The organism is Thermoplasmata archaeon, assembly GCA_038851035.1.
In the GTDB taxonomy this organism is placed as follows: Archaea; Thermoplasmatota; DTKX01; order VGTL01; family VGTL01; genus JAWCLH01.
This window is the reverse complement of the sequence record JAWCLH010000005.1, coordinates 1-12,731: the sequence shown is the minus strand read 5'-3', so window position 1 is coordinate 12,731 and position 12,731 is coordinate 1. Positions and strand designations below refer to the sequence as shown.

At 60.6% G+C, this 12,731-nt stretch carries 14 protein-coding genes and 1 tRNA gene; 10 read left to right on the top strand and 5 right to left on the bottom strand.

The window, feature by feature from the left end; genetic code table 11:
- The first annotated feature begins 103 nt into the window (after positions 1-103).
- The 5 genes from QW379_02415 (at position 104) to QW379_02395 (ending at position 4,195) form a co-directional block, all read left to right on the top strand.
- The gene (locus tag QW379_02415; protein MEM2869262.1) at positions 104-1,186 is read left to right on the top strand and encodes a CorA family divalent cation transporter; all 1,083 of its coding nucleotides are present in this window, start codon (positions 104-106) and stop codon (positions 1,184-1,186) included.
- A gap of 93 nt (positions 1,187-1,279) precedes the next feature.
- Positions 1,280-1,357: transfer RNA gene (locus QW379_02410), tRNA-Arg, on the top strand.
- Between the two features lie 170 nt (positions 1,358-1,527).
- On the top strand, positions 1,528-2,286 hold the full coding sequence (locus tag QW379_02405) for an ABC transporter ATP-binding protein (GenBank protein ID MEM2869261.1): 759 nt from the start codon (positions 1,528-1,530) through the stop codon (positions 2,284-2,286).
- Entirely contained in the window at positions 2,287-3,738 is a 1,452-nt protein-coding gene (locus QW379_02400; GenBank protein ID MEM2869260.1) for a hypothetical protein, read from the top strand.
- Positions 3,739-3,817: 79 nt separating this feature from the next.
- A complete protein-coding gene (locus QW379_02395) occupies positions 3,818-4,195 on the top strand; it encodes a nascent polypeptide-associated complex protein (protein ID MEM2869259.1) in 378 nt (125 codons plus the stop codon).
- A gap of 34 nt (positions 4,196-4,229) precedes the next feature.
- Here the strand turns inward: QW379_02395 and QW379_02390 are convergent, their stop codons facing one another.
- The 3 genes from QW379_02390 to ilvE all read right to left on the bottom strand — a co-directional run bounded on the left by QW379_02390 (position 4,230) and on the right by ilvE (position 6,707).
- On the bottom strand, positions 4,230-4,457 hold the full coding sequence (locus QW379_02390; GenBank protein ID MEM2869258.1) for a hypothetical protein: 228 nt from the start codon (positions 4,455-4,457) through the stop codon (positions 4,230-4,232).
- A gap of 114 nt (positions 4,458-4,571) precedes the next feature.
- Complete coding sequence (locus QW379_02385) at positions 4,572-5,807, bottom strand: glycosyltransferase family 4 protein (GenBank protein MEM2869257.1); 1,236 nt, start codon at positions 5,805-5,807, stop codon at positions 4,572-4,574.
- 21 nt (positions 5,808-5,828) lie between these two features.
- A complete protein-coding gene (ilvE, locus tag QW379_02380; GenBank protein ID MEM2869256.1) occupies positions 5,829-6,707 on the bottom strand; it encodes a branched-chain-amino-acid transaminase in 879 nt (292 codons plus the stop codon).
- A gap of 117 nt (positions 6,708-6,824) precedes the next feature.
- On the opposite strand from ilvE, the gene QW379_02375 reads away from it, so the two are divergent.
- Positions 6,825-7,454 (top strand): RNA 2'-phosphotransferase, encoded by a 630-nt coding sequence (locus QW379_02375; protein ID MEM2869255.1) that lies wholly within the window; start codon positions 6,825-6,827, stop codon positions 7,452-7,454.
- A 156-nt stretch (positions 7,455-7,610) separates the two neighbouring features.
- Here the strand turns inward: QW379_02375 and QW379_02370 are convergent, their stop codons facing one another.
- Positions 7,611-9,002: a site-2 protease family protein gene (locus tag QW379_02370; GenBank protein MEM2869254.1), complete on the bottom strand. Its 1,392-nt coding sequence runs from the start codon at positions 9,000-9,002 to the stop codon at positions 7,611-7,613.
- Between the two features lie 102 nt (positions 9,003-9,104).
- Here QW379_02370 and QW379_02365 point away from each other — a divergent pair, with 102 nt between their 5' ends.
- From QW379_02365 to QW379_02355, 3 genes are all read left to right on the top strand, one after another.
- Positions 9,105-10,094: an HD domain-containing protein gene (locus QW379_02365; protein ID MEM2869253.1), complete on the top strand. Its 990-nt coding sequence runs from the start codon at positions 9,105-9,107 to the stop codon at positions 10,092-10,094.
- Positions 10,095-10,245: 151 nt separating this feature from the next.
- Entirely contained in the window at positions 10,246-10,662 is a 417-nt protein-coding gene (locus QW379_02360; GenBank protein ID MEM2869252.1) for a KEOPS complex subunit Pcc1, read from the top strand.
- The gene (locus QW379_02355; protein MEM2869251.1) at positions 10,628-10,852 is read left to right on the top strand and encodes a hypothetical protein; all 225 of its coding nucleotides are present in this window, start codon (positions 10,628-10,630) and stop codon (positions 10,850-10,852) included. Before QW379_02360 ends, QW379_02355 begins: the two co-directional genes overlap by 35 nt.
- On the opposite strand, the gene QW379_02350 is transcribed toward QW379_02355, so the two are convergent.
- Positions 10,849-12,165 carry a tryptophan--tRNA ligase gene (locus QW379_02350; GenBank protein ID MEM2869250.1) on the bottom strand — a complete coding sequence of 439 codons (1,317 nt, stop codon included), beginning with the start codon at positions 12,163-12,165 and terminating at the stop codon, positions 10,849-10,851. The genes QW379_02355 and QW379_02350 overlap by 4 nt on opposite strands.
- Before the next feature lie 268 nt (positions 12,166-12,433).
- Between QW379_02350 and QW379_02345 the strand changes: the two genes are divergently transcribed.
- Positions 12,434-12,731 (top strand): hypothetical protein (locus QW379_02345; protein MEM2869249.1); only part of this gene is annotated, 298 nt, incomplete at its 3' end.

Here is a 12,731-nt window from a genome sequence, read left to right as displayed (position 1 = left end):
AATATTAAATTTGTGGTGCAGGCGGGAGCTTCGCGTCTCATCTCCCTAACGAAGGCTTAGGCAAAGTATATTTCCGGCAATCGCAATTCCTGGCGTCGGGAGAATGGCAGAGGGGACCTGCGCTCAAAACGGACAGGGGGCTCTCTCCCCCGAAATACCGAGGCTGCGCCTCGTTATCTACGATAAGAAGAGCACGAGATCCTTCGAACCAGTGGATTTCGACGAGGCGAGTGCACTGGAAAAAAAGTACGAGGGGGAGGCCTGGCTGGACATCGTCGCTCAGCACGTTGACGAAATCCTCCACAAGTTCTCCCTATCCAAAGAGCCCAACGACCATTACATCATAGATGAAGAGGACAGGACGGTCTTTCAGGTCCCTTTCCTGGTCCGCAACTCAACTGAGACCCAATACCTCTACATCATCTGCGACAGCTCCAACCGCATCACGACCATCCGCCAGACCGCGTGGGAGAGGGGGCCGGTGGAGTCGACCCTGCGCTTCATCGGAGATATAGTGGACGAGGAGACCGAGGACGGAAAGATGCCCTTACACAACTTCAGGGACTTCGTTTTTACGGCTCTCCTGGGGGCATGCTCTGACGAGTTCATCGCCACGATTAGCGCCTCACGGAAAAAGGTCAATAAAATATATGAGGGAATTGTCCGCCATTCCGACCCGATGGAGGCCCAGGCCCAGATATATCAGGTCCACTCTTTCCTCTCAGAGACATTCGGAACCACGATATTCCTCTTCAGGGAGTTCGTCTCGCTCGTGCGCAAGGGGAGCGGTAAGCACCTGAAGCTCTCCCTCTACCAGTCCTACCTCGAAAAAGTGATGAACGACGTAACCCAGGCAATTGAGATGAGAGATGGACTCGAGAACACGCTCGAACTGATATCCAACACTGTCAGGGCCAGTTTGTCAGATATCAACATTGCGAACACTGAGAGGCTGAACAGGGCCGTGGAGATTCTGACTAGGCTATCGGTGCTCTTAATGATTCCCAACTCCGTATTCACCTTCTGGCCCACCCTCCCGATAAGCCCCCATGACACATTCCTCGGCCTCCACTCCGCTTCTTGGGAAATGATAATCGCTCTTCTTTTAACGATATTAGGACAAGTATTGATTTCCTATTATTACAAGCACTCATATATAATGGATGTTCTGAAAAAGAATAGATAAGCTTCCGGCGGTTTACAGGGCCGCTGAACGAGCAACGCCCCCCTCTCCTTATTGCGAATAAATAAATAGCCGGGAATGCCATCCGAAGCTCGCGGGCCCGTGGGGTAGTCAGGACAATCCTGCAGGTCTTCGGAATCTGCGACCCGGATTCGAATTCCGGCGGGCCCGCCATACCATCATGCTGGGCCCGCCTCTGTCCTCGGCGAGGTGGTCTCGCCTGCGGTTCCGACGGGCCACCTGTCCAACCGCCAGTCAACAGCGCCGGAATTCGAGAGGGCGACGCCGCCGGAGCTCATCGGCCAAACTAGCTTTATATCTCCCGTCGCTCAATCTACAATCCGATGGACGAAGAAACGGGAGCGGATGGCGGCGAGAGCGGAGGGGGGGCGGTGGTGGAGGTCTCTGGGCTGGTTGTCAGGTTCGGAGAGCTTGAGGCCCTTTGTGGCGTCTCCCTACGAGTAGAGCGGGGTGAGCTCTTCGGGCTCCTCGGGCCCAATGGAGCGGGCAAGACCACCCTAGTCAGGGTTCTCACGGGCCAGCTCCGCCCCACCTCAGGGAGGGCTTTCACGATGGGAGTCCCTCCCGACGACCCGATAGGGATGAGGCGGAGCGCGGGCATTGTCCCCGAGGCAGAGGCTCCGCCGACCTTTCTGACCGTGCAAGAGTTCCTGGAGCTCGTCTGCAGAATTCGCCAAGTCGAGGGCGTGGGCGAGAGGGTGGCTCGCTGGCTTGAGTTCTTCCAGCTCGAGGAGAAAAAGAGCGTCCTCTGCAGGGATCTCTCCAAGGGCCAGCGCCAGAAGGTGATGCTGGCGGCCGCGTTCATCCATGAACCACCGCTCCTGATTCTCGACGAGCCCCTGAGCAGCCTTGACCCCGTATTCCAGAGAAGGGTCACGGACCACCTGCGAGATTTCGTCGCCCGCGGCGGAACGGTCTTCATGTGCACCCACATTCTCGACCTCGCCGAAAAGCTCTGCAGCCGCGTCGCGGTCATAAACCGGGGACGGATTGTGGCGACCGGGGCTCCCGGGGAGCTGAGGGGGGCAAGCGGCGAGAGGCTTGAGGAGGTCTTCCTCCGCCTCGTCGAGGGCGGTGGATAGATGGCCGCGGCTCTCTATCGATCCCTCCTCTGGGCGATGCTCAAAGAGGAGTGGAGGCTCCACAAAAGCTTCGTCGGTGCGGTGGGCTCGGGGTTCTTCCCCCTCGTGATTTTTCTTTTCTCCCTGGTCCTCTCCATCGCCTCGCCCTTGCTAACAAAGAGGGTCAGCGTGGAGACAGTTCTGCTGGCGCTGCACCTCGGCGCCCTCCTCTACGGCCTCGGCGTCGGGGCCTTGGCGAGGATAGGTGAGGAGGTGATGACCCGCAGGCTCGGGCAGGTCAGCTTCCTCCTCCGGCTCCCGGTGCTCGAGCCCGTCTCCTTCCGGGCTATGATGAGCGTTTTCTTCGTGAAGGACGCAATATACTATGTTCTGTATTCTATCGTCCCCCTGACCGCCGGCCTCGCGGCGCTCGTGCCCTTGGGCAGGGCCAGTGCCGCCGGTGTGGCGCTTCTGGGCCTCACGGTTCTCCTGAGCTTCATGCTGGGAATGGGCGTCAGCTTCCTCCTCTCCGCACTCTCGACGCGGTCTGGAGTGGCGCTGGGTGCGGCCGCGCTGGTCCTGCTTGTGCTCACCGTTGCAGCCTGGCCGCTGGGCCTCGTCCCGCCGGAATATCTCCTGCTCCCGCTCGGTTTTTGGGAGTGGGGAAGTGCGGTTTATCTGGCCGCCTCCGCCCTCGCGGCTTCCGCGATCTCTCTTGGGGCCATTGTGCTCACGAAGGAGAGATTCTCCGTCTTGGAGAGGAGGTTCACCCCGTCCCTCCTGGCCCTTGAAGAGAGAATCTCTCCTTTCGGTCCCCAACCAATTCTACTCGCAAAGGAGTGGCTAGAGCTCAGGAGGAGCGGCGCCTTGCTTCCTGTTGTGACGGGCTTCCTCGGCCCGCTGCTTGCGGTCTACGCCCTGATATGGCTGATAAAGACTGGTGTTGAACTTCCCCTGGACTTCAACATCGTGTTCTACGGAGGCATCCTGGGCTTCCTCGGGCTTATGACCTACTCCTGGATGACCAATCTGGAGCCCAACGAGTTCCTGAACGCCCAGCCCGTGGGCGTGGACGACGTCATATGGGCTAAGCTGCGCCTTTACTTCCTTCTCACGTCTCCCCTCTCGCTGGCCTATCTCGCCGTCATCGGCATCTACAACGGAGAGGCGTATCTGTTTCCCCTCGCGGCGCTGGTCTCCCTGTCCACGATGACCTATGTCGCGGCCGTCGCGTCCTGGCAGACCGGTCTGAGGACCAACACGATGCTCTTCGACGCCCGTGTACTGGCCCGATTTACTCTTGCCGTAATTCCGCCTCTCATCATCGTCACACTGGCCTCCTTCAGTCTCCGCATGACGCCCCTGGAGGCCGGCGGGGTCCTCGCACTAGTCTCGATCTGCCTGTTCGCCGCCTCCCGTGTCCTATTCAAAAAAATACCAGGACGATGGAGGAACCAGGGCTTTGGCATCTGACCGGCAAGAGGGGGTTACTAGGTAGTGCATGGTGGTCTGTGGCCGGTCCAGAGCGCAAAGTATATCGGAATAGGAGCAGTTGGAAGCGTCCGGTGAGGCGATGTTCCCGGGCGGAAGGGGGATGAACCCGCGGCAGCTCCAGATGATGATGAAGAGGATGGGGGTGACGATGGAGGAGCTGGACGATGTGGAGGAGGTCTTGATTCGGTGCAACTCGAGGGATATCGTTATAAAAAAACCCTCGGTCGCGCAGATTACCGCCCAGGGCCAGAAGTACTATCAGGTTTCTGGCGAGGCCACGACCGTCGAGAGGGCCGGGGCCGTCCAGGCCGAGGACGTCAGACTCGTTGTGAGCCAGACCGGCGCCTCCGAGGAGGAAGCGCGCCGGGCCCTTCAGGAGGCCGGGGGCCGGCCCGCGGAGGCGATAATGAAGCTCCTTGAGAAAAAGGGCGTCTGACCGGCCCCCCTTCTACTCTCGCCCCCAAGGACCGTCAGCCTTTCGAGAGAATCGAGGATCTGTCCGCGGGCCGGAGCTCTTTCTTCATTTCCCGGAGGAGGAAATCATAATATGATATCTGCTGCTCCACCTTCTCCAGCTCGGCCTTGCGGAGAGGGTATTCCTCGGGTGGACTGATGCTGAGCTCCCTCTCGAGCTCCTCCCTCCTCTGAATCCATCTTCTCCGCTCGTCCAGCGTTGTGAGAATTCTGCGTGTGTCCAAGGCGACCCTCGATTCCCTACATGTGTTTTGTGTTGTATAAAGACTTTTTGGCATTCAGAGGGGTGAGGGACCTGTCCTCGCCGGACCGTAAACACCTTACCGGCTCAGGCGCTCTCAGGCCCGTCGCTCGACCAGCCCTTCGTAGACAGCAAGGGTTTTTTTGGCGGCTTCCAACCAATTGTACTCTTTCTCGACCCTCTCCCTTCCAGCCCTCCCGAGCCTCTCGCGTAGCCCGGGGTCAGCGAGAAGGGCCGAGAGTCTATCGACCAGAGCCTCCGTGTCGCCCTCCGGATAGAGCAGTCCGGCCCCGCGTATATAATCAGGAATCGCTCCGACGCTAGAACAGACCACGGGCTTCGCCATCGCCATGTACTCGAATATCTTTAGGGGGCACCACCACAGACCGTAGCGTTTGAACAGCTCCCTTCTCTTTTCGTCTTTCGAGGGGGCGAAAGGGGCGGCGAGGACACTGCACATATTCAAGTAGCGGGGAAGCTCCGTGTAGGGAATTCCGCCGGTGAAGCGGACCCTCGCCTCCAGACCCCTCCTCCTCACGAGCTTCCTGCACTTCTCGAGGTCCTCGCCCCCGGAGCCCATCATAAGGAGCCTGAGGGACAACTCACGCTGGGCGAGCTTTGAGAAGGCCTCGACGAGGTCCAGCGCCCCGTGCCAAGGGTGGAATGCCCCAGCGAAACCGATTATGTCCCCTCCTTTGCCCCCTCCCCAGAGAGCCCTAGCTGGACCGGAGGGGTCCGCGGAGGGCGTGAAGTGCTCCGGGTCGGCGCCGTTTGGAATCACGTGAATTGGGGTGCTGGTGTGCTTTGATATGATCTCCTTCAGGAGACGCGTCTGGACGATAATTGCGTTGGCTCCCCCAAAGCCCATCCTTCGAAAGAAGTTCCGGCTCCTGAAGCTGAAAGAGCCCTCGGGGAAGCTCTCTTCCAGGAAGGGGCTGTTGACCTCGAGAACTGAAGGGATGCCCATCAACTTCGTGGACAGGGGCGCCAAGTCCAGGCGCATTTCGTGCCTCTCCTGAATCACATCCACCCCCTCCTCCTCGATGATATTCTTTAGCCACCGGAGGGCGATTGCGGGCTCGAGAATGTTGAGCTGGGACCGGAGGCGCTCAGGGGGTCCGAAGGGCAGGGGGTACTCGAGCTCCCATCCGGCGTACCTGAGCCTGACACCCTCTGGGGGTGGGGGAGGGGCAGAGCCTGCAGGCGGGGGTCGAGCGACGAGAGTGAGCTCATGCCCTAGGGCAGCTAGATGGCGGGTGATATTGTAGACGTGGGTGAAGCCAGCGTGGTCGCCCGAGAACACTTGATGGTGCGCGAGATAGAGAATTTTCATGAAGCCCTGTCCGACCTTTCTTCACCGGTATATGGGTACGCCGGTGGAGTTCACCAGCTCCTTGTAGGCCGCGGCCAGCTGGAGGGTTATTCTCCCGGGCTTTCCGTCGCCAATCGTCCTGTCGTCCACGCTGACCACGGGCGCGAGCTCGGCCGCGGTCCCGCAGACAAAGACCTCGTCCGCGGCATAGACTTCGAAGAGCGTGAGCAGCTTCTCCTCGGCCGGTATCCCGAGCTTCTCGGCCAGCTCCAGCACCGTCGCTCTTGTTATGCCAATCAGGTTCGAGACGGTGTATGGGGTGAAGAGCCTTCCTTTCTTCACGATAAATATGTTGTCCGCAGAGGCCTCCGAGACATAGCCATCCCTATCGAGGAAGAGGGCCTCGTCCGCGCCCCTCTGATTGGATTGAATTGTGGCGAGGATGTTGTTCAGGTAGTTCAGGGATTTGATGTTAGGACTCACGCAGTCCGGAGGGTTCCGACGAACGCTGGCCGTGATCAGCTTCAGCCCACGCTCATATTTGTCTCCATAGAGCGGCGCAAAGGGAATGGCGATTATTATCACCGTGGGCTTTGAGCACTTCAGGGGGTTGAGGCCCAAATCCCCCACGCCTCTCGTGACCACGGGCCTTATGTAGCCGTCCACGATATTGTTCCTCCTGCAGGTCTCGAGGATGAGCTCGCTCATCTCATCTTTTGTGTGCGGGATTTTTAAATCAATCGCCTTTGCAGATTCGAAAAGCCTCTCCACATGCTCGTGGAGCTTGAACACCCGTTTGTTGTAGGCCCTGATGCCCTCGAAAACCCCGTCCCCGTAGAGAAGCCCGTGGTCGAAGACCGATACCGCGGCCTTGCTCCTCGGCACGAACTCGCCATTAACGTAAACCAGATGTTCCTGCACTTGGGGCCCCCCCTCGCTCCCCCCATATGCACCATATAATTTATTTTTTTACCCCACGCCAACCCTCTTGCGCAAACCAATTAAGCGAGAAGCTCGATACGGTGATGGGGGGAGCTCTTGATAAAGGAGTGCAGAACGCACGGCTACTTCAGGGCCGACGCCTGCCCAAACTGCAAGGAGCCGGGCAAATTCCTTATGAACGACGAGGAGGTTGACCAGCTCGGCAGAATTCTGGCGGGGGTTCTGAGGCACTTCCCCGAGAGGTTCCAGCTCTCGCTCGATGGGCACGGCTGGGTGGATATCCGAGCGCTTGTGGAGGCGGTGCGCCAGAGGCGCAGCCAGTTCCATTGGCTCAGGCCACACCACATCGTCGCGATGGCGGCGACCGATCCGAAGGGACGATACCAGGTGGAGAGGGGGAGGGTCAGGGCGACATATGGCCACTCCATCGAGGTCGACCTGGACCTCCCGACCGACGGCATACCTGACGAGCTCTACTACCCCGCGACGGAGGAGGAGGTGCCGATTCTCCTCGAGACTGGCCTGAAACCCTCGGACAGGAAGCACGTCCACCTGAGCCTCACACCCGAGAGCGCCGCCGACGCCGGCTCCCACAGGACTGAGAAGCCAGTGATTCTCAGGGTGGATGCAAAGGGGGCGGTTGAGGGCGGGGTGGTGATCAAGCGCGCTGGGAAGACAGTGTTCATCACGAAGGAGATTCCTCCGGAGTATCTTTCGAAGCTCTGAGCCCCTGTGGCTGATGGCTACTCAGGCCGCGCCGTTTTCCCCGGCCGCCACCACACCGGCGTGGCCCCCCGTCGCCAGACCCCGAGCATCGCCTGCCAGTCTCCGGAAAAGCCGGAGGGGCACGCTCGTGGATAGAGGGGCCGCGCTCCGGGCGGGTCATAGGAGGGCGCCGACACGGGGCCCCACGAACTGCCACATTATTAGAAAAATCACGAACAGCCCAGTGGCGATGTAGATTCTGGTTGCGAGGGCCTCCCTGCGCCTCGCCTCCCAGAGAGGCCTGAGGAGCTCCATCGCCCTTTCTAGAGCGTCCTTGTAGACCATGCCGCCGTCGAGCCTTGGTATGGGGAGGCAGTTGGTCAGCCCGATCATCAGGTTTATCCAGAATAGCCAATAGAACGTGTTGGCCAGTAGCCAGAAGGCCTGCGGTGGAAACACGGAGAGCGGCCCCCGAACTTCGTAGAGGTCTGTCACGGGAGACTCCATCGGCATGAGCCTGAACAGAGGCAGGCTGATGTAGTAGGCGGCGCTCGCCACGAACCTCTCCAAAGAATCGGGCTTCAGAGGGCGGGCGAGAGTGGTCGGCAGGAGGTCCGCGGACATCGTTCCTATACCAAGGAAGCCCCGGCCTCGGTACTCCTCGCGGTTGCTCTCGTTGTAGTATTTTTTGTAATATTCATATTTGTCCGCCAGAAGCACGTGGACGGTGCGCCTCTCGCCCCTAAATAGGTAGGTGATGGTGGCGTTGTCGCCTGAGTGCGAGCGCGCCATGAGCGCTGAAAAGCCCTCCTCGTCGCGGATGACAGCCTGTTCGGCGCTCTCATTGGGGAGCTGGATGGAGGTTATCAAGGCCCAGGGAGGGATGCCCGCACTGTGGGCCGGGTAGTCCTTTACCACGTGCGTCACGACAACCCCTTCCTCAACCGGTCCGGTGGAGGCCATGAAGCCCCACGAGAATATCCCGGCGCAGGCGAATGCCAGAATCAGATTGGAGGCGGGGCCCACGGCGTACATTCTCGCTCTCTTGCGTCTGGGGAGCTTCTTCAGCGCCTCCTCATCGGGCTCGACGAAGGCCCCAATTGGAACAACGAACAGAAGGAGGCCGGTTGACTTCACCGGGACGCCCGCTGTGCGCGAGAGCACGCCGTGGGCGAACTCGTGCACCACGATTCCTATGGCGAGCGCCAGGATGCCGTAGCCGATGGGAATCAGGGGGTTGATGCCCGGAATTCCGAGAATCATCTCGGGACCGGGCGCTGCGGAGGCCGGGACGCGCAGAGCCAGAGGAACTTCCCATATCAGAACCACGGTGACCAGAATCATGAAGAAGACCAAAATGCCCAGAGAGACGTTGCCGAACCGGCGCCAGAAGTGCTCCCTTCCGGAGAGGCGCTCTATCAGCCTCAGGCCCCTCTTCGTCCTTATCATTAGGAGAGGGCCGGCGGCGGATACGCCCAGCTTTTCCAACACCCGCGCCTTCCAGAGGACTATGACCAGCAACACGTAAATGGTAACGACCAGCAGGGCCGTGATTATTCCGAACTCCATCGCCCGCGTGATTGGGGATGGTGTAGATTAAGGTTGAGGTCTGATGATACCTACCAGACAAAGTAAATAAGGGCCGAGGTGGTTTGAGCGCCCCGTGGGACCATGAGACAGTACATCTCGGACATCCGCGCGCTCCCCGACGGCAGCCCCGTGATGGGCCGCTTCGCGGTCAGGGGGAAGGAGGCGGTCAGGGAGTACAGGGCGAAGGAGGGGAGGTTCTTCTCACTCCAGCTCTCTGACAGAACGGGAAGCATACTGATGAAGTACTGGGGCGGGCGCGACCCGAAGACCGTTATGGAGCTCTACGCCTCCATCGAGCCCGGGGATGTGGTGATGCTGACGGGCACAGTCACCATGGACCAGTTCGAGCAGGCGCCCGTGATAACCGTGAACGAGGGGACCCAGCTGCTCAGGAAAGTGGAGAGCGTGCCGCAGGAGGAGCTGGCCGAGTACCTTCCGTCGACGAAGAGGGACAGGGGGAAAATGCTGGAGGAGCTGCTCGGAATCGCGCGCAGCGTAAAAAACGAGCATCTCAGGGCCCTATTGGAGTCTTTTTTCTCAGACCCTGTTTTTGTGGAGAAATACTCCTCCTCTCCATCCGCGATCATCCATCATCACAACTATCTCGGAGGCAATCTGGAGCACTCGCTCAACGTGCTGAAGCTCTGCCTGACGCTCTGCGACGCGTATCCGGAGCTCGACCGCGACCTGCTCATCGCGGGCGCGATTCTGCACGACATCGGCAAGCTCGAGGAGTACGCAACAAAGGCAACCATAGTAATGACGGACAGGGGCAGGTTCCTCGGCCACGTCGCGATAGGGGAGAGGATGGTCAGCGAGAGGGCGGGGGCGATACCCGGTTTTCCGGAAGAGCTGATGATGAAGCTTGGCCACCTGATGCTCCAGCACCACGGCACCCTCGAAGAAAACAGGCTCAAAGGGATGAAGATACCGGAGACGGCGGCGCTGCACTTCGCCGACGACGCCGACGCCCAGACAAAGGAGTTCCTGCAGATTCTAGAAGCTGCAAGGGAGACGAAGGACGCTTGGTCGTATCAGAGGGCGATAGGAAATGAGATCTACACAAAATGATAACGTGGATGGTGAGAGGCTGCGCGGTGGAGCGGAATGTGGAAATGAATGGCGACGCGGCCGGGGGGAGGACGTGGAGGGGAAGCTAGGGAAAGGAAATCGGAATTGGTATGAGGGTGGGGTATGATGGTGGAGGCGGAGAGGGAGCTGAATGTGGAGGGAAACGACGATGGCGGAGAGGGAGCAGGGGCCTCACGCGCGCGGATGGGCGCGTAGGAGGAAAAGTGCCGGAGCGCAGGTCTCGTCAAGAATCACGGCCCCTGCGGTCGCGTCGAAGGGCGGAAAGGCTCCTATGGAGATGCGTCATGTGAGTGTCAGGTGCTCCGTCTCCCTCGAGCTGGAGTTCGCGAGCGCAGGAGAGGCTCGCAGGGTGGCCGCGGCGCTCGAGCCGGACAACGAGGGCTTCCTGAGGAGCAGGGTGGAGGGCAGGAGGCTTCTCGTGGAGGGAGAGGCGGGGACAATCCCCTCACTACTGCAGACGCTGGACGACTACCTCGCCTGCCTCGGCGTGGCGGTGCGCGCGGGCGGGGGATGTGAGAGGAGGCGCGAGGAGAAAGAAGAGGAGTGAAAATGGACGGCGGGAGCCCCGCGCGGCATCGTCCGTTCTCTGCGGGAGGAACGTATCGGACGGGGAGGACGGTGGCTCCTCCGAGACCGGACGGAGAAGGGGGAGGAGAGCTGGCGGGAGGGGCCAGAGGACTGCCCACGACGCCTCCCGCTCCCCAATTCCGGTCCTTCGGTTCGTGAGGGGGGCTTAATGGTCCTCCACGACCCAGTCCCGCCAGGAGCTCCCCACCGAGGCCTTCCTCTCCTGAAAATCCTTTAAGAAGCGCACGGCGAGCTCCGCCGCCTCCCTCTTGCAGGCCCCGCAGAGGCGCTCCCCGCTCCTGCAGCTGTTGTATATCGTGTCGAGCTCCGCGTCGTCCTCGACGAGGTGGTAGAGCAGCATCTCGTAGACCGAGCACTCCTCGGGCTTGCCGCCGCTCCTCCTCTGCTCCTCCACCGAGACTGCGCCACCGGTCTTCGCCCTCATCACCTTCTCCGCCGCTTGGGCGGGCGGGTCCGAGAGGAATATCGCGCTCTCGGGTCTGGATGAGGACATCTTGTCTCCCGTCAGGCCGGTGATGAATCGGTGGTACGTGGAGGAGGGCTGAAAGAAGATGTTTGCGGAGCGCTTCGACTCCTCCGCGATCATCGCCCCGTCGAGCTTCGGAACATCGGCCGGGGATGCGTCGTCAATGTAGAGGGCTTTGTAGGCAGGTATCTTCCTCAGCTTCGCGAACCCGGCGGAGCCCGCGACCGACTCGGCGAGGGAGAGCAGCTCCTCCACGCCCTCGTCCGCCTTGACGAAGACGCCGACCCTCCCGTCCCTCGCAACGGTAACGTTGCAGAGCCTGTGGGCCGAGGCGATGTCCCTGGAGAGCCTTATATGGGGGTCCTGGTCGACGCCCACGGGGACGAGGGTGGGCCTCGGGCCGCCGTAGCGCTGCAGCTGGACGTGCAGGATGTCCCCGGCCTGAACGAGCGGGGCGAACATGTGGGCCATGCTCGTCGAGTCGTCCATGCCGTATATGGCGCGGATGGCCGAGAGGTTGACCCTCTTTCCAAGAATGTAGGCAAGGTCCTTCACCGCCCCCCTCGTGGACTGGAAGTATATCTGGCACCTGTCCCTCTTGAGGCCGAGGGCGATGTAGGACTTGATGTACTGATCGACCGCGATTTCTCTCCCCTTTTCCAGAGGGACGTTTCTGGTGGCGTAGGCCTCGATGTCCGCGACGGCGATGAAAACGTCCGCGCCGAGGGACTGGAAGTACATCACCTGGTCGAGAACCATCTTGTGCCCCAGGTGCATGTCGCCGGAGGGCATCAGGCCCGTCAGGACGGCGAAGGGCCTTCTGTGCAGAATCGCGTCGTGGATGAGCTCGAAGCCCCTGTGGCCGAAGACCACGCCCCTCCTGAAGAGCCTGTGCGGACCCGGGAGCTCGAAGCCCTCGAACCTCTCGATGCCGAACTCCTGAAGGAGGCGGCCGTAGTCCGCGAACTGCGCGCTCGCCCACGGGTCGATTCTCATCGTGGGGCGGAGGGGGCTGGGGCATCATAATGGTTGCGAATTCCAGTTGGAGGGAGCGGAGCCCCCCATGTCAGGGAATGGAGCCCGGCAGGGAACACGGACCAGAGCGGGAGTGTCAGACAGGGGTCGGGGGGCAACGGGAGCAGCGCATTTAACTCTTGTGGTCTCAGAATTGGTTAAATAGTGGACACCGCAATCGGGCGGTCGCACGGGAACCCGCTGGGCGCGGTGCGCCCGCATGGGAGCCGTCGGAAATGGAGGGAGAGAAATGAGGATGTCAATCGGTGTCGGTAGCGCGGGGGCACTCGCCGTTGTGGCGATGTTCCTGCTGGCAGGGGTGCCCCTTGCGGGCGGAAACGAATATCAATACTCTGTGACCTTCCCGCTGCTCGCGGGCAAGAAGGACATCGGGGCCGAGGTGAAGGTCTGGCACGACAACGAGAACTTCTATGTGAAGTTCACGACCACGGGCGACTGGTATTTGTCCGAGACGCATGTGGCGATATCGGTGCAGGAGAGCTGCCCGAGCGGCGACCCTTCAGGAATTCCTGCGAAGAACGGGAACC